Annotated in this window: 13 protein-coding genes; 6 read left to right on the forward strand and 7 right to left on the reverse strand. The window is 55.1% G+C overall.

Going from position 1 to position 17,014, the window contains the following annotated elements:
- Positions 1-35: 35 nt before the first annotated feature.
- From Q1A43_RS10855 to Q1A43_RS10865, 3 genes are all read right to left on the reverse strand, one after another.
- Positions 36-1,436 carry a TRAP transporter large permease gene (locus Q1A43_RS10855; RefSeq protein WP_299923389.1) on the reverse strand — a complete coding sequence of 467 codons (1,401 nt, stop codon included), beginning with the start codon at positions 1,434-1,436 and terminating at the stop codon, positions 36-38.
- Positions 1,437-1,447: 11 nt separating this feature from the next.
- The gene (locus Q1A43_RS10860; RefSeq protein WP_299934986.1) at positions 1,448-2,080 is read right to left on the reverse strand and encodes a TRAP transporter small permease subunit; all 633 of its coding nucleotides are present in this window, start codon (positions 2,078-2,080) and stop codon (positions 1,448-1,450) included.
- Positions 2,081-2,160: 80 nt separating this feature from the next.
- Complete coding sequence (locus Q1A43_RS10865) at positions 2,161-3,171, reverse strand: C4-dicarboxylate ABC transporter substrate-binding protein (protein WP_299923395.1); 1,011 nt, start codon at positions 3,169-3,171, stop codon at positions 2,161-2,163.
- A gap of 451 nt (positions 3,172-3,622) precedes the next feature.
- Between Q1A43_RS10865 and Q1A43_RS10870 the strand changes: the two genes are divergently transcribed.
- Positions 3,623-4,552, forward strand: a complete 930-nt coding sequence (locus tag Q1A43_RS10870) for a hypothetical protein (protein ID WP_299934988.1) — start codon at positions 3,623-3,625, stop codon at positions 4,550-4,552.
- 114 nt (positions 4,553-4,666) lie between these two features.
- On the opposite strand, the gene Q1A43_RS10875 is transcribed toward Q1A43_RS10870, so the two are convergent.
- Genes Q1A43_RS10875 through Q1A43_RS10885 form a run of 3 tightly spaced genes read right to left on the reverse strand, consistent with a single transcriptional unit; the run spans position 4,667 to position 7,832 of the window.
- Positions 4,667-5,515, reverse strand: coding sequence for a fumarylacetoacetate hydrolase family protein (locus Q1A43_RS10875; RefSeq protein ID WP_299934990.1), 849 nt, complete (start codon positions 5,513-5,515; stop codon positions 4,667-4,669).
- Positions 5,512-6,822 (reverse strand): phosphopyruvate hydratase, encoded by a 1,311-nt coding sequence (eno, locus tag Q1A43_RS10880; RefSeq protein WP_299934992.1) that lies wholly within the window; start codon positions 6,820-6,822, stop codon positions 5,512-5,514. The genes Q1A43_RS10875 and eno overlap by 4 nt, the downstream gene beginning before the upstream one ends.
- Positions 6,819-7,832, reverse strand: a complete 1,014-nt coding sequence (locus tag Q1A43_RS10885) for an aminoglycoside phosphotransferase family protein (protein WP_299934994.1) — start codon at positions 7,830-7,832, stop codon at positions 6,819-6,821. The genes eno and Q1A43_RS10885 overlap by 4 nt, the downstream gene beginning before the upstream one ends.
- A 138-nt stretch (positions 7,833-7,970) precedes the next feature.
- On the opposite strand from Q1A43_RS10885, the gene Q1A43_RS10890 reads away from it, so the two are divergent.
- The 5 genes from Q1A43_RS10890 (at position 7,971) to Q1A43_RS10910 (ending at position 15,321) form a co-directional block, all read left to right on the forward strand.
- A complete protein-coding gene (locus Q1A43_RS10890; protein ID WP_299934995.1) occupies positions 7,971-8,954 on the forward strand; it encodes a LacI family DNA-binding transcriptional regulator in 984 nt (327 codons plus the stop codon).
- A 98-nt stretch (positions 8,955-9,052) separates the two neighbouring features.
- The gene (locus Q1A43_RS10895; protein WP_299934997.1) at positions 9,053-9,715 is read left to right on the forward strand and encodes a CerR family C-terminal domain-containing protein; all 663 of its coding nucleotides are present in this window, start codon (positions 9,053-9,055) and stop codon (positions 9,713-9,715) included.
- Positions 9,716-9,807: 92 nt separating this feature from the next.
- A complete protein-coding gene (locus Q1A43_RS10900; protein ID WP_299935000.1) occupies positions 9,808-11,157 on the forward strand; it encodes an HlyD family efflux transporter periplasmic adaptor subunit in 1,350 nt (449 codons plus the stop codon).
- Between the two features lies 1 nt (position 11,158).
- Entirely contained in the window at positions 11,159-14,263 is a 3,105-nt protein-coding gene (locus Q1A43_RS10905; RefSeq protein WP_299935003.1) for an efflux RND transporter permease subunit, read from the forward strand.
- A 92-nt stretch (positions 14,264-14,355) separates the two neighbouring features.
- Positions 14,356-15,321 (forward strand): LysR family transcriptional regulator, encoded by a 966-nt coding sequence (locus tag Q1A43_RS10910; RefSeq protein WP_299935006.1) that lies wholly within the window; start codon positions 14,356-14,358, stop codon positions 15,319-15,321.
- A 3-nt stretch (positions 15,322-15,324) separates the two neighbouring features.
- On the opposite strand, the gene Q1A43_RS10915 is transcribed toward Q1A43_RS10910, so the two are convergent.
- Complete coding sequence (locus Q1A43_RS10915) at positions 15,325-16,851, reverse strand: trimethylamine methyltransferase family protein (protein ID WP_299935009.1); 1,527 nt, start codon at positions 16,849-16,851, stop codon at positions 15,325-15,327.
- Positions 16,852-17,014 lie beyond the last annotated feature (163 nt).

A 17,014-nucleotide genomic window follows, 5' to 3' on the forward strand; every position in this document is an offset into this window, starting at 1 on the left:
CCGGGGCCGCAGGGATTGCAGCGGCCCCGTTTGGATTATGCCAAGGACGGCAACCAAAGCACAATGGATGGGAAGGCGATCAGCAAACCGATGGTTGCGGCGTCGGCGAGGAAGAATGGCGTTACGCCTTTGAACACGTCCTGTACGCTTAGATCATCGCGCACCCCAGCAACCACAAAACAGTTGAGGCCGATGGGTGGGGTGATCAGGCAAAACTCGGCCATTTTCACCACCAAAATCCCGAACCAGATTGCGCACATCGGGCCGGACATGCCGAATGCGCTATCGGCTGCGGCGACGGCTTCGCCACCGTTAAGGGCCATGACCGCCGGGTAGACAACCGGGAGGGTCAAGAGAAGCATCCCGATGGCATCCATGAACATGCCAAGCACCGCATAGGCGAGCAGGATGCAGATCAGGATCAACATGGGCGAGTACTCAAGACCGGTAATCCAATCGGAAAACGCCGCTGGAAGTTGTGCAAAGCCGAGGAAGCGCACATAGATCAACACGCCCCAGATGATGGTGAAAATCATCACGCTAAGCTTGGCGGTTTCAAGTAGGGCGTCTTTGAATTCCGACCACCGCATGCCTTGGTAGAGCGCCATGAGGAACACAACAAAGGCCCCGATTGCGCCGCCTTCGGTCGGCGTCCCCCAGGCGTCGCCGCCAAACGGGTTGTAGACGAACAGGATGATCGTGAAGACGACGATGACGATGGGCAGCGCCGGGGGGAGTGCCTCAAACCGTTGTTTCCAAGTGAAGCCTTTGACCGGGGGACCAAAGTCTTTGATGACCAATGCCATGCCGACGATCAACCCGCCGTAGATCACCGCAGAGAAAGCACCGGGGATGAAGCCCGCGAGGAGGAGCTTGCCCACGTCCTGTTCGACGATGATCGCATAGATCACGAGGATCGCCGAAGGTGGAATAAGCGAGGCCAAAGTACCGCCCGCCGCGACAACACCGGCGGCAAAGCGTTTGTCATAGCCGATTTTGAGCATTTCCGGGATGGCGATGCGGGCAAAGACCGCCGAAGTGGCGACAGACGCCCCGGACACGGCCGCAAACCCCGCCGTTGCAAAGACGGTTGAGACGGCAAGGCCGCCCGGCACCCAAGCCAACCAACGTTTGGCGGCCTCAAACAGGGCTTTGGTGAGACCGGCGTAGTAGGCGAGATAACCGATCAGGATGAAAGTCGGGATCAAGCTCAGCGCTTGCGACGAAATCTTGGAATGCGGCACTTGGCCGGCGGTCTTCACCGCGACGGTCACGGCCTTGCCAAAACGGTCGGGGTCATAGCCAAATTTGGCCCAGAAAATCCAAACGAGGCCAATCAACCCGGCGGCGGCGGCGGCAAAGGCAACGCGCATCCCCAGAACAACCAGCACCAGCATGCCGCCCGATACGATCAGGCCAATATCAATAGGTTCCATGTCAGCTGTCCTTAACTATCGTGGCCCGAGACATGCTCGGCTTCCATCGCGGCTTGGGTGGCGGCGTCGGCCACAAGCGGCACGGCGATGGGTTTGGATTCATTGAAGAGGATGGCGCGGCCATAGGCCCAGAGCTGCAACATCAGGCGCAGGCACAGCACGCCAAACGCCACCGGGGCGAGCAGTTTGGCAGGCCAAAGCGGCAGGGAAATGTCCATCGAGCTGTCGCGGCTCCACATGGGGGCGGAGAAATCAAAGCTCCGGTCGAAATGCGCCCAAGTGCCCCAAACGAGCAGAACCATCACCAAGAGAATCACCGCCGTTGTGATAAATTCGACGATATAAAGGCTGCGCCCTTTGAGCGCGCCAACCAGCATATCCATGCGGATATGACCGCCGTCACGCTGGGCAAAGGAGATTCCCATAAAGGCGATCAACGGCATGGCCTGTTCGATCCAATCGACATAACCGGGGAGAGGTTGATTGATGAGATTGCGCCCGCCAACGGAAAACACCGCCATCACCATAAGCGAGAAAACCGCCAGACCACTGACAAGGGCGAGCACGCTTTCAACACGATACAGAGACTGATCAAGCTTGCTTAACTGGCTGTCATCGGACAGCACTAGGGAAGACCCGGCCATGGCTGGTTCTCCTGCATTTGAGATTTCGGGGAGTTAGAAAGCTGCGCCCCTAGGTGGGCTAGGGACGCAGGGGGTCAGGCTTATTTGGCCTCGGCGATCATGCCGGTGACCAGATCGTAGAGTTCTTGTGCAGGCAGACCACGCGCGGTGTTGTCTTCGATCCAAGCAGCGGCAGCAGGGGCAGCGGCGGCGTCCTTGAAGGCAGCCAGTTCATCGTCGGTGAAGGTCACGGATGTGATGCCGCGTTCTTCCAAAGCTGGGCCCCAAGCGTCCATGGTCTTGGTTTCATAGGACGAAATGTAGTGATCCAAGGCTTCGTCAACGGACCCAAGCAGGGCGTCGCGATGTTCGTCCGACAGATCGGCCAGCGCGTCATTGTTGACCACAACCGGGCAATTCACGGTGCCGGGGTTAAGGTTGGTTGTCCACCATGTGCCGTTTTCGATGGTGCCAAAGGACATGTGAGCGTGAGGCGCAAAGCTTACCGCTTTGACGATACCGCTATCCATGGCTTGACGCACTTCAGACGCCGACATGGATGTTGGCACGGCGCCGATGGTTTCCATGGCGGCACCGATACCGCCGGTGGCACGTACGCTTAGACCGGTGAAATCAGCCAAGGTTGCAGGCGCGTCGCCGACGCCGACAAGGTTATACTGAGGCAGGGGTGACGGCATCAAGAGGGTGGCTTCCCAGCGGCCCAGATCTTCGATGACGGCGGGGTGTTGATACACGGCCATCGACAGATCGACCTCTTGGCGCAGCGATGTCACGCCGAGGAAAGGCAACTCGAGAACGGTGATCGAAGGGTTCTTGTCGCGGTGATAACCGGCGCAGAACTGAGCCATTTCGAACGCACCAATAGAGATGCCATCAAGGTTCTCTTTGTTCTTGGACAGACCACCATAAGAGATGTTCAGCGTGAACTCACCATTGGTTTTTTCATTGACCAGCTCGGCGAGCTTTTCGACGTGCTCGGTGAATGCGCGGCGTTTGCCCCACAGGGACACGTTCCATTCTGTGGCCATGGCTTCGGTTGCAAAGGCAAGGGTCAGGGCGGCGACGGCCGTCCGAGTCATTAGGGTGCGCATGATTGGCTCCTCCCAGATACATACGTTGATGATGGGCCGTAACATCTAGCATGCCGTGTGCCTTGCCTATGAAGGAAAACGCCAGCGGTTTACACCCTGCCCTGCGGATTTCCGCAACCCGTGCAGAAGGTCATGCCAAAACTGTTCAAATAAGGTGAAAATGATTTTTTGAAACGGCCTAGAACATATCAAGCGTCGCCGCTTAAAACACCTTATATCTCAGTCACATAGATCCTTTTAGGTGCTGCAAGCTATGCTATCAAAACGACCACTCATAATAGCGACGTTTTTACGGCGTCTTTTTCGATATCTAACGCTTTGGATCATTCATGTCAGACCCAAGGACGCAGGGCAGGAGTATTCCCTAGACAGTCGTGGGCAATTCGGACTAACCGTTTGTCGATAAACCGTTCTTCACTTGTTTGTATCGTACCCTATAGCTGGCTGAGAAATGAACTTTACAAACTTCAAGGATCGAATCTGGAAATTATACTCGTTTGTCGCCCGAATTGGCATGGCTTTGCCGGGGCGATTGGCGCGGGCCAGTTTCGGGGGCATTACTTTTCTCATGTGGTTGGTGTGGGCGTTGCCTTTTACGCCTGTGCGGCAAGCCTTTCGGGATCTGGCCGCCCAGTGTAATGCCGGTTCTGCCACTGGCATCTTTCGGCGCTATGCGCGTAGCTTTTCACTATTACTTTATCGGATGGAGTGCATCCGTTATGGGCGTACAGCCGAAATTGGGGCGTTGTTGGATATTCCTGAAAGGGATCGATTTGACGATATAGTCGCACGCGGAGGTGCCATTTTCTTGATGCCCCACGCGCATGGTTCGGTGACTATGGCCGAAGCTCTCGGTCAAATTCATCCGCTCTTGCTCTTTGTTCGTGCGACGAAAGATGATGATCGGGCGGCCTTTCAACGCGAATATTATGATCAGATGACCTGTGATGTCATTGATGTTCGCCGGGCCGATGATGTTGTGTCGTCTCGCAAGATGCTGTCCGCCCTGCGCAAAGGTCATATCATTCTAGGTGGTGGAGATTTCATTCGTCGGGCACCCAAAACAGATGAAAATATTGCCAAGGATGTCGTGCGGGTCCAAGCCTTTGGGGAGCCTGTTGGCGCGATGCGATGGCCCGCCCGGTTTGCCGCTAAAACGGGTGTGCCAATAGTGCCTGTGAACATTGTTGATTCTGGGACGCAACTTACCCTCCATATGGGCGAAGAAATCGCCCCTGGGGATATCGTGGAAACAACCCAGAAATGGATGGACGGTATGGTTGAGCTTATCAAACAATACCCCGATCAGTGGGTTTTTTGCTTGGATCGACATTGGCGCCGGGTTTTGGAAAAAGCGAAAACCGTGGATGAAACCTCGTAAACTTGCGTGTGTGGTTCCCTGCTGTTGGGCAACGTAGTCTCAATCCGAAATGAACCCTCTTAATCACGGACAAGGGGCCTCGTTATCCACGGCTGCCGACGCTTCACCCCCTTATCAAAGCGCCACAACTGTCTGGGTTTGGGTACCCAAACCGTCGATGCCAAGGGTCACGGTGTCGCCAATATTGAGCCATTGCTGAGGGGTCATCCCCGCCCCGACACCCGGAGGTGTTCCGGTGCAAATAAGATCACCCGGTTCAAGCCGTGTGAACTCCGACATGTAGCTGACAATGGTTGCCACATCGAAGATCATCGTACCGGTATTCCCGGTTTGCTTGCGCTCGCCATTCACGTCCAACCACATGCCCAAGGCTTGCACATCGGCGATTTCGTCGGGGGTCACCAAAGCCGGGCCGGTAGGGCAGAAATTGGGGAAGCTCTTGCCCTTGACCCATTGGCCAGAACGTTCAAGTTGCCACGCGCGTTCGCTGAGATCATTGACGAGGGTGAAGCCGGCAATATGGTCCATCGCTTCATCTTTGGTGATGTTCAGCGCGGGTTTGCCGATCACAATGCCAAGCTCAACTTCCCAATCCAGCTTGGTCATTTTGGGGCTATAGAGAATGTTATCATTGGCTCCGCAATAGGTCGCGGTGGATTTATTGAACAGGATTGGTTCGGCAGGAATATCCATGCCTGCTTCGGCTGCGTGGTCGGAATAGTTCAGGCCAACACACCAGATGTTGAAGGGTTGCGCCACTGGCGGTGCCAGACGTTTGTCCGCCACATCCGCGATCGGAAGCGACATTGGATCGGTTGCTTTCAGCGTTTCCAATAGTTCGGGCGACATGGTCCTTGGTCCAAAGTCCTGAACAATCGAGGATGCATCGCGCGGTGTTCCATTTGCGTCCAAAATACAAGGAATTTTGGACCCCCACCGGTCCCCATAACGCGCTAATTTCATGCTGTTTCCTTTTGTTTCGCGCCCCACCAGGTGTTCATCATCGGCGCCCCGCCAACAAAGGCGTCGCGCCCCAATACATCCTGAATCCGCAGACATTCATTCCATTTCACCATACGTTCGGATCGGGTGAAAGAGCCAACCTTGAGTTGGCCGCCCCCCAAACCCGTTGCCAGATGGCTGATCGAGACATCTTCGGTTTCCCCGGATCGGGCCGAGACTATCGCCCCCCAACCATGGGCCTTCGCGGCGCGGAATGTGTCGACACTTTCGCTCACCGTGCCAGCTTGATTGACCTTGACCAGAACCGCGTTGCAGGCCCCTGCCCCGGCGGCGTCTTCGACCAATTTAGCATTGGTGACCAAGTAATCGTCGCCGATGATCTGAACCTTGTCGCCAAACCGTTGGGTGAATTCGATCATGCCGTCGGGGTCGTCTTCGCCCACTGGGTCTTCGATGGAGGCAATTGGGTAGCTGTCCATCCAGCCGCCCAACATGTCGATCAATTGGCCGCTGTCCATGGCTCGATCTTCCAAAGCCAATCGGTATTGGCCGTTTTTGCCAAATTCAGACGCGGCGATGTCGAGCGAGATAACAACGTTTTCACCGGGCTTTTCACCGGCTTTTTCGATCGCCGCAACCAAGGTTTCCAAGGCTTCTTCGTTGCTGTCAAAGACAGGCCACCAACCGCCTTCGTCCGCGACACCGGCCAGCTTCCCGCGAGAAGCCATGATGTCGCCCGCCGCAAAGTAGACCTCGTTGGTGATTTCCATGACCTCTTCAAAATCACGCGCGCCGGGGACCATGATCATGAAGTCTTGAATGTCAACGCGCCGCCCGGCGTGGGCACCACCACCGAAAATCTGAATTTCAGGCAATGGCAGGCTTGGCGTGCACCCATAATGTGTCGCCACATACTGCCAAAGTGGCAAACCCGCATCTGCCGCTGCCGCATGAAGTATTGCCAGCGACGTCGCCACGGTGGCGTTGCCGCCTAAGGTCTCCTTGAGCGGTGATTGATCAAGCGTCAGCATGACATTGTCCGCCGCGCGTTGATCCGACGCGTCACGTCCAATCAATCCAGCTGCAATAGGGCCATTTACGCTATCCAAAGCCTGCGTAACGCCTTTGCCGCGCAGGGCTTTGCCGCCATCCCTAAGGTCAATCGCTTCGCGCGTGCCGCGGGATGCACCCGCCGGGGCAATTGCCCGGCCAAGCACGCCGTTTTTCAGTGTCACATCAACCTCAACGGTTGGATGCCCGCGCGAATCCCAGACCCGACGGCCCTTTACTGATGCAATGGCCGTCACGTGCCGATCTCCTTTAGTTTCGTTTTCAAAATCGTCACCAGTTCAGGTAGCCGTTTTGGTGAGGCATGTAGCAAGTCACAGGCCAAAGCCCGCAGGGCAGCTTGTTCATGGGCGTCCAGATATTCCACCGGAGATTTGCCATCGACCCGTCCAAGCATCAACGCCGGCAAGAGCCGACAAATGCGTTCTTCAAGGTCTTGAACGGGTTCCCAAGTCACATACCGCGCGTAGCTTTGCCAAAATTCTTCAACATTGCTCAAAAGCCGGTCGCGGCACGCGGGAAGATGTAGCGCCTTGATCACCAAGTGGTTCAGGCAAAAGGAGACGTCAAAGCTTGCATCGCCTATGGTCGCGCATTCTGCGTCCAAAAGCACCGGACCAGAGGTGCGGAACAAGATGTTTTTGGGGCTGACATCGCCATGCACAAGAACCCGATTGCTGGCGTACAACATATCGGCCAACACGGTCAGATCCTTGGCTAGATTGGGGTGCTGTTGCGCTGTGAAAACCAGATAGGGTTCGATCCGCAACGCGTAGAAATCATCACGGTTTTGAAAGGGACCTCTATCAAATCCGTCTTGGCCTGAGGCTGCATGAATTTTCCCGAGCATATCGGCGACGGCCTGCGCCTCGCCCTTGTCCGGCGCTTGGGACAACAGGGCCTCTTTCCAAAGGTAGACGTCGGACCCGGCCAAAAACTCCATGGCGAATCCATTTTGAACAACCGAATGCCCAAACAACGTCAGCGAGCTTTCCGGCTGAACTTGGGCCGCCACTTTGAGCCAAGCGTATTCAGCAGCGTTGCGATGCACGGGCGCGCGCCAATCCGCGGCGACTTTGAGCTTAGGCAATGCGAATTTGACACACACCGACCGATTGCCAAGATCAACCTGGGCTATGTCAGAGGCCACACCCCCGGTGAGCGGTATCACGCGGGAAATGTCGTTTGCTCTTCCTAGGCCGAGGTCTTCGATCAATGTGCCGCAGCGTTGTTGAAATTCTATAGACATGGTTCCGGCGTCTCGCCCATCTGTCACAATGTTATCTATGTTCACGTGAACATTTTGAAGCGAATATCGCCATGAAATCGAATCCTGTCAAGACATCCCAGTGGGTGAATGCTACTCTGCAAAAAAGTAGGGGACTAAGTGTCAGGTCGCGTAACGATAAAATCTATAGCTCGAGATTTGGGAATTTCTCACATGACGGTGTCCCGCGCTTTGTCGGGCCATCCAAGTGTGCTGCCAGCGACCAAGGACTCGGTTTTAAAACGCGCAAAAGAATTGGGGTATGTGCGCAATGCCGCCGCTTCTGTGATGCGTGGGGATGGCGCGCGAATAGTCGGGCTTCTTTTGCCGAATATCATTAACGAATTCTACGCCCGGTTCGCCAACACAATGGCCTTGAAATGCGAAGATGCAGGCCTGCAATTGATTATCCACCTGACCAATGACGACATCGCCGCAGAAGCCAATTCTCTCAAACAGTTGCACGAAGTTCAGGCGCATGCGGTGGTTATGGTGCCTTCGCCTGGCTCTCTCGACGAAGAGCTGCCGCATTTGCGGGCCATGTCCGTTGTGCAACTGATCCGGAAACGTGACATTGGTTTTGGCGTTCCGTCAATTTTAGTGGATGACTTTGATGCTATCCACGATGCCGTTGTTCATTTAGCTCAGGCGGGGCATCGCGACATTGCATTTATCGGAGCCAGTGCGGATTTGTCATCCGGTAAATCGCGTCGCGCAGCCTATGAAGCCGGCCTTGTCTCTGCTGGCCTATCTTTGCAAACCGAGTTGCTGCAAACCGGGTCGCCGACTTTTGATTGTGGCCATGACAAAGCCCACTCCCTTTTGAAAGAAGGTACTGCCACGGCCATCGTCTGTGGTGGGTTTGAAATGTCCAATGGGGCGCTGAGCTCGATCATACAATCGGGAAAACGTCCGGGGCCAGACATTGGGTTTATCGGGTATGGAGACCCGTCTTTCTATGCGTGGGTCGGTGGAGGTATTTCCACGATTTCCGTTCCTGTCGATGAGTTGGCGTTCAAAGCCGTGGCTTTGATATCTGATGAGGTCGATGCAAGAAGGGATTTAGCAGTTCCTTTCATGGCGTCTTTGAGAATACGAAACTAGGTGTTCTCGCCCCCCTTTGGCATCTTCAAAATTTCAATCGATTGATTTAATCGGTCGTTTGAATTAGATAGGCGCATGTATGATTCCGAAAGACCGTTATGACCTCGAAACCTGTTGACCTCTATCTGCAACCCGGGACACAAGACCGGACTCAGATCACCCGGAATGCCCTTGTTGTGACGGCGCTAAAGTTGTTTGGAACCAAAGGGTTTGACGCGACAAGCACGCGTCAAATCGCCGACGCATCCGGGGCAAATATAGCCGCGATCAGCTATCATTTCGGGTCAAAGGAAAACTTGCGTATAGAGGTCGCTCGGTCCGTTGCCGCCCATATGGGGCAACACGGCCCGGTGCGGGCGTCCGCCGATATGGACAATGAGGCAATCCAAGGACTAAGCCCGGAACAGGCCCGGAGCATGATCCGGCAACATATTAAAATTGCGTTGGACCGGGACAGTTTGGGCCCTCTGGCAGATGACATTCTGCAATTTTTCCACGTTGAAATGACCCAAGAATCGCCTGTGGTCGACATCTTGTTCGACAACGCCCTCAAGCATAGCCACGAACGCATGTGCCGATTGGTTTCGCGTTTGAATGGCGAGGCATGGGACAGTGAAAAAACCAAAGTGGCCGCCCTGATGATTTTCGCCCAAGTCATGGTGTTTGACCTCGTGAGGCCGGTCGTTTTGCGCAGCATGGGGTGGGACAAAATTGGCCCCCAGGAGCGAGACACAATTTTGGACGCCGCTTGGATAAATTGACTTTGAACAGCGACGGGAATTCCACCGACATACGTTACAGTCGAGACACTCGGCTTTTTGACACCCATTTCACATGAGATTGTGAGCACAAAATGAACTTTCGCTCCCTGCTATTTATTCCTCCTATCGCTGCTGGTATCGCGGGGTTCATTTGGATGACAAATCGCCCCGCCCCAGAGATTGAACAGCTCCCTGAAACGGCGGTTGTGGTGCGTGTTCAAACGGTTGAGCCGCGTCAAATGTCCAGCACAGCGATCGGGTTTGGCCGGGTTGAAGCCGCCCAAAGCTGGTCGGCGATCTCTGAAATTGAAGGCCGTATCGTTGAGGAACCCGAGGGTTTGGATGTCGGGAGCATCGTTGAAAAAGATCAGAGCCTCATCGCCATTGACCGCACCGACTATGAGCTGTCGCGTCAAAAATCTTTGGCCAATGTGGAAAACGTTGTTGCCCAGTTGGCGGAACTGGCGCGGCAAGAAGAAAACTCGCAATCACTTTTGGCTTTTGAAACGCGTATTCTAGAGGTGGCGCAGGCCGAATTTGAACGGGTTCAGGCCCTTTTGGAGCGTGGAACAGGAACCCAAGCGGCGGTGGACACGGCACAAAAAGCCCTTCTGGCGCAAGAAACATCGCTTGCCAGTCTGAACAACACGCTTGCCCTTTACCCGGCTCAGCGCGCATCGCTTGAGGCCACTTTGGCGGTTCGGCAAGCGGAGTTGAAAGAGGTTGAACGCTCGCTTGAAAAGACCAAAATCGTTGCGCCGTTTCGCGGCCGGGTTGCCGAAATCAACGCCGATTTGGGGCAGTTCATCCGTACAGGTGACAGCCTGATTACACTTGAAGGCACCAAAACCGCCGAGGTTGTGGCCGAAATCCAACCGCGCGCCTTTTCCAGCCTGATGTTTGGTGGCCCACAAACCGCGTTCTTATCCGGGCAAGTGTTTGAAACCAGTCAGTTTACATCCTTGATGCAAGAGATGGGCATCGCCGCCAAAGTGACGCTGAGTTCAGGTGAGCTTAGTGCCGAATGGCCGGCCGAAATTGTTCGTTTGCGTGGCACGATGGATAGCGAAACCGGGGCAATGGGCATCGTGGTTCAAGTCACCGATCCGTTGAAAGTGACGCCGGGCCTTGCCCGACCGCCTTTGCATGCCGGTACCTTTGTGAGCGTCGTTCTGACTGCCGAGCCTCGGGATAAAGTCATCGCCATCCCGCGTCATGCGGTCCATTTGTCCGACACCGGCCAGCCGTTTGTTTACCTCGCCAATGACGAAGATCGCTTGGAGATCAAAGACATCGAGATTGGGCAGGTTATCGGAAGTGACATTCTAGTGCGCGAGGGGCTGGTTGGCTCGGAAATCCTTGTCTTAGGAAGCCCGCGCCCCCCGGTTCCGGGCCTAAAACTGACGCTTGTTGATACGTCGTCCCAGCAGCAGGACAAGTGACATGATCAATTATTTTGTCCGCCACCCTGTGGCTGCGAACCTGCTGATGGTAATCATTTGTATCCTTGGCGCGGTTGTTATCAATTCAATTGAACGCGAAACTTTCCCCGAGTTCACCGCCTCGAAGGTGGGTGTAACGGTTGTCTATCCGGGGGCGTCGGCCCGCGATGTCGATGAAGATATTTGCACCCCACTCGAAGATGCGCTGACCGGGATTGCCAACCTCGAAGAACAAACCTGTTTGTCCATGGACGGTCGGGCTTCGGTCACCGCGGAACTGGCCGAAGGCGAAGATATCATTCAGTTCTTCAATGACGTGTTTTCGGCGGTGTCGGGGGTAAATGACCTTCCGGTGGATGCGGAAACACCCATTGTCGAGATCCAAGCCAGAACCGACATGGTGGCATTGGTTGCGGTGTCTGGCATCACCGGCAAACAGGGGCTTGGCGAATATAGTGACCAACTGGCGGATCGGTTGCTGGCCCTAAATGGGGTGGCTGAGACCAATGTATCCGGGATCACGGACCGCGAATTGCAGGTCGTTTTCGATCAGGCCGCTTTGCACCGGTTCGGATTGTCCGCCAGCGAAATCATCGACGCCATTCAGGCCCGTAGTCTGGCACAACCGCTTGGCACCGCTGATCTCGCCGACAAAAGCGTGGTGCTGCGCTATGCCGACACCCGACGGTCGATTGCCGAGTTACAGGACCTGATCATTCTGGAAGACGAGGCCGGCGGGTTTGTACGGTTGCGCGATTTAGCCGACGTCATTATGCAAGACACCGATGAGAACGTCGAAGCCTTTATCAACGGCAATCAAGCGGCAATTGTCTCAATTTCCAAGTCCAAAGACGCCGATAGCATTCGAGTGTTTGAAGCGATCAGTGAGGTCTTGGACGCCGAACGCGCCGCCTACCCGGAACCCTTCAATCTTGAGGTAACCAGCAATATGACCGAAGTGGTTGAGGAGCGGCTTCAGCTGATCCTTGCAAACATCGGGATTGGCTTGGTTTTGGTCTTTGCGACCATGTGGTTGTTCTTTTCTCTGCGCGAAGCTTTGTGGATTTCCGCGGCGCTTCCGGTGTCGTTTCTAGGCACCCTTTTCATGATGAGTGTGCTTGGCATCACCATTAACATGATCACCCTTGTTGCCTTGTTGATGGCGGTGGGTTTGATCATGGATGACAGCATTGTCATCGCCGAAAACATCGATAAATGGCGCCACCGGGTTGGCCCGATCGAGGCCGCAGCCCGCGGCACGGCCGAGGTCATGCCAGGTGTTGTGTCGTCCTTTTTGACAACGGCAAGCGTGTTTGGGCCATTGATGTTTTTGACCGGGCAAATGGGTCAGGTTCTTAAATACATCCCGTTTGTGCTTTTGATCACCTTGGCGCTCTCTCTGATCGAAGGGTTTTTGATCCTCCCCCATCACCTGAGCCATTCGGGTGGGTCGGTCGAAGATCACGACAATCGTTTTGCGGTGCGTTGGATGGAGCGGTTCAAGGAGAGCGTTGTCATACCAATCGCCACCCGGTTGGTGGCCGTGCGGTATTTGACCGTTGGCTCGGTTGTGGCGGTGTTGATTTTGTCCATCGGGCTGATGGCATCAGGCACCGTCAAATTGATTGGCTTCCCGGCGACCGAAGGCGACACCGTCACCGCACGCTTTTCCCTGACATCCGGCATTTCGCGTGACCGCACCATTGAAACAGTCGACCAAATGTTGGCTGGTCTGGCGATTGTCGATGCGGAATATAGCAAGAATACTGTTGATCAGGCCCCGTTGGTGGAACGGGCTTTGGTGCAATACGCGGTGAATAGTGATGTTTACGACAACGGCTCTAACACCGCGACAATCACCGTGGACCTATTGGAAAGCTCCAAACGAAACGTGAGCGCCGATACGGTGCTTGAGGCATGGCGCAAGGCAGCGGGGCCGGTGCCTGACCTTATCCAATCGTCCTATACCCAATCCGAAATGGGCCCGGGCGGCTATGATTTGGACGTCGAACTAACCGGCTATGATTTGGCTGAATTGGAATCCGCGTCCAATGCGATGTTAGCGGCGTTGTTGTCGCGGCCCGATGTGGTTGAGGCGTCACAAGATTTCTATGGCGGGCGCCAAGAGGTTCAGCTGACCCTTAATGAGTATGGCTATTCGATCGGCCTGACTCCTCAGCGATTGGCCAGTCAAATTCGCAGCGCCTTTGAAGGGGCCGAAACCGATAGTTTCCGCTCGGCTCAATCTAACATGGCGGTGCGTGTGAAGCTGGATGATGCGGTTGCGAGCCTGACGGAAATCGAGCTGTTTCCGATTACCGTTGGCACCGGCAAACAGGTCGCGCTAGCATCGGTTTCGGATATGACGCTGACCGGTGGCTATCCGACCATTACCCGCAAGAATGGTCAGGCGTTGGCACGTATTCGGGGTCAGATCGACAATGCCGTTGTGACTTCGGCCCAGATTTCCGCCGTGGTGACAAATGACATCGCACCGCAGCTGGCCTTGAACTATCCGGGTGTCACAGTAGGCATCAGCGGGGCCACACAGGAACAAAATGAATCACAGGCCTCGCTTGGCTCACTTTTGCTGTTGGGGCTTGTTGGGGTCTATATGGTTCTGGCATTTCAATTCCGGTCCTACACGCTGCCGGTGGTGGTGATGCTCTCGATCCCCTTTGCCCTGATCGGTACGATTTTGGGTCATTGGGCGCTTGGGATAGATATGTCGATGCCAAGCTTGATCGGCTTCGCGTCTTTGGCTGGTATTGTTGTGAACAACGCCATTTTGTTCCTGACCTTCTTCCAAACCCATTTGAAAGGCGATGATTATATCGGTGCCTCTTTGGATGCGGTGCGTGCGCGGTTCCGCCCGATCTTGTTGTCCACGTCGACCACCTTTGCCGGATTGGTGCCTTTGATCCTTGATAAAAGCCCGCAGGTGCAAACCATGGTGCCGATGGTTGCCTCGGTGGCGTTTGGGCTCTTGGCCTCTATGCTATTGGTGTTGCTGGTGTTCCCGTCGCTCATGTCGATCTATTTCGATATGTTCAGTGTGCGTAAATGGGTTGGTCAATTTGCAACTGCTGAGCCTGAAAAAGTATAATCCACAACCCGCGCAATCCATGTTGTTGATTGCGCGGGGTCCAATACGAATTTGACTGTTTTTTGATCGGGTTTCAGCGTCTAAATACCCCTATGGCCGACACAATCCCTTCTCTCAAATGGTTCACAACCTTTCGCACGCTGGCGCAATCCGGTTCGGTTCAATTGGCGGCGACGCAAACGCGGCAATCGGACAGTACGGTGTCACATCACCTGCAGTGTTTGGAAAAGCATCTAGGAACCGCTTTGTTTGATCATTCCTGCCGTCCCATGCAGTTAACCGCGCAGGGTGCCATTTACCTACGCTATGTCGATGAGGTTCTGTCATTGCTTGATCAGGCGCGAAGTGACGTGTCTGGAAAATCGCCGCATCACTTGCATAGCCTGCGTTTTGCGATGATCGAAGATTTTGAAAGCGATATTGGCCCGGAAATCACCCGCCTTTTGGCAAGCGCCCTGCCCAATTGCCGGTTCACCCATTACACGCGGATGAGTCACGAAATTCTTGATCTGTTGCGCAATCGGGATGTCGACATCGGCATTGCGACCCAGCCGCAAACCCCTATGGCCAATCTAATCGAAACGCCGCTTTTGCGGGATCCTTTTGTCTTGGCCGTGCCAGCGCATAGCACGCATAGCGCCGAAGAGTTTGTGCAAGGGCAAAGCGGCCTGCCCTTTCTGCGTTATATGTCCAGCCAGATCATGGGAAGCATGATCGAAGCGCAATTGTCGCGGTTGCGGATCAAGCTCGACAATACCCATGAGTTGGATAGCACGTCGTCAATCATGGCGCTTGTGGCGCAAAACAGCGGCTGGGCGATTACCACGCCAAGCAACTATGCCCGCGGTCAAAGGTTTCATACTCAGATCAAACTCTTGCCTTTCCCGCGCAAAGGTTTTGCTCGTCGGATTTCGATGTTTGTCGGCGGCCCGGATATGAGCGATCTTGCCCAAACCATTCTCATGGCACTGCGAAGCCAGCTTTCGACGCATAGCGTTGGTCCGACGCACGCGGCCTACCCTTGGCTCCGGGAAAGCTACCGGCTGATAACAGATTGATGTTTAACCAATAATATTGAACGCCGCCCGGATGTCTTTGTCCTGTTGCGGAGTTAAATAATTGGGATGATGGTTTTCTAGGATGGTGCGGGCGCGGGTTTTGGCGCGGGTCCACGCATCCTTTGCCCCGCCGTCCTCCCATGTTTTGGGTTGGTCGCGGTCGGCAAGTTTTGGATAGTGATAATCCCGCTCCATCGCCTGATAGGTCGCATCAGCTCCGAGAAAATGCCCTTCGCCCAGAACCGAGGCGCAGATGGTTTCATACCCCAGCGTATCTTCGCTTACCTCGATCCCGCGCAAGGCGCGGTAGGTCATGGCGTGCATGTCATCATCAAGAATAAAGGCCTCAAAACTCGCTCCCAAAAGCGAGGCCGTCATGCCCGAACTTTCATAGATCAGATTGCCTCCGGCGAGGGCTGCGGCAAGGCTGGTCATGCCTTTTTCAACACCGTATTGCGCATCAATCGCCTTGGCATCGGTCATAGAACAGGCCACGCCAGACGGTAGGCCGAGCCAGTTCGACAATTGCGCCGAGGCCGCATTCAGAACGGTGGTTTCTCCGCCGCCCCCGGCAAAGGCCCCGCTGCGCAGGTCAATCACCAACGGCCAATTGGAAAAGACCATCGGAAAGCCCGGTGCGATCACATTGACCATCACCAAACTGGCTAGCGTCTCGGCCAAGGATTGAGCCAAGAACCCGGCCAGTGTGGCAGGCGCCGTTGCACCGGCCTGCGCCGCTGTGATGCAAGACATCGGGATATTGTGTTCGATACATTTATAGACCACCTCAACGGCGTCCTCGCCAAACCGCATGGGTGAGATCACCGGGCTGATATGTGCCTTGCAAAATGGTCGCTTGGCAAACCCACCTTCCCCGCCTGCGGCGATATCAAACATCCGGACAATCGGATCGACATGCTCGGCGACAGTAAAGGCGGTGGCGACGGGTTTTGTGGTGTTGCGCAGCAAAGCGTAGGCGGTGTTGACGTCAAGATCGAACATGTCCGGCACATCCGTGGCAATGCAACAGCGCGTAAACCACGCGACATTGTCCAAGGTATCCTGAAGCCGGGTGAAATTATGTAGATCCTGCAAGGTTGAGGGACGATAACGCCCCGTGTCTATATCGAGGGTGGTCACGGCGGCTCCGCCGGTACCGAAATATACACGGTCGCCGCCAACATGGATGTCGCGCGCCGGATCACGCCCAAATAGGGTGAACTCCTTGGCCGATGTGCTGATGACCTCTTGCACCATTGTCTCGGGCAATCCGATCCGAGCATTTCCCAGATCCTGCGCACCTGCTTTTAGCAAGTCTTGCGCCAAACGCTCTGGAACTTCGCCCATGCCCAGCTCTGCCAACAACCGCAACGCTGTGTCAAAGATCGCCTGCATTTCTGTGGGTTTTAATGGCGCATAGGCCCCGCCGATCTGTCCCGGCGCGGCTGGATTAACCTTTGGCGGTGCAGCGCGGGCTTGCAGCCGTGCTTGTCTCCCGGCGCGCCGGGTCTTGGGGGGCGGTGCGGTCATGAACCCTCGCATGTTACATAAGTTTAGGAGAACCTGCTTGCGCGGTTCCCGCAATCCTACCGTACCATTTCCGAATTTTCCGTCCTGCCTTTCCAGATTTTTAGGAAAAGTGGGTTGTTGTTGACGGGGCCACTCTAGTTTCGCTCTGGTGTTTTCAAACGCG

The organism is uncultured Pelagimonas sp., assembly GCF_947498515.1.
Taxonomy (GTDB): Bacteria; Pseudomonadota; Alphaproteobacteria; order Rhodobacterales; family Rhodobacteraceae; genus Pelagimonas.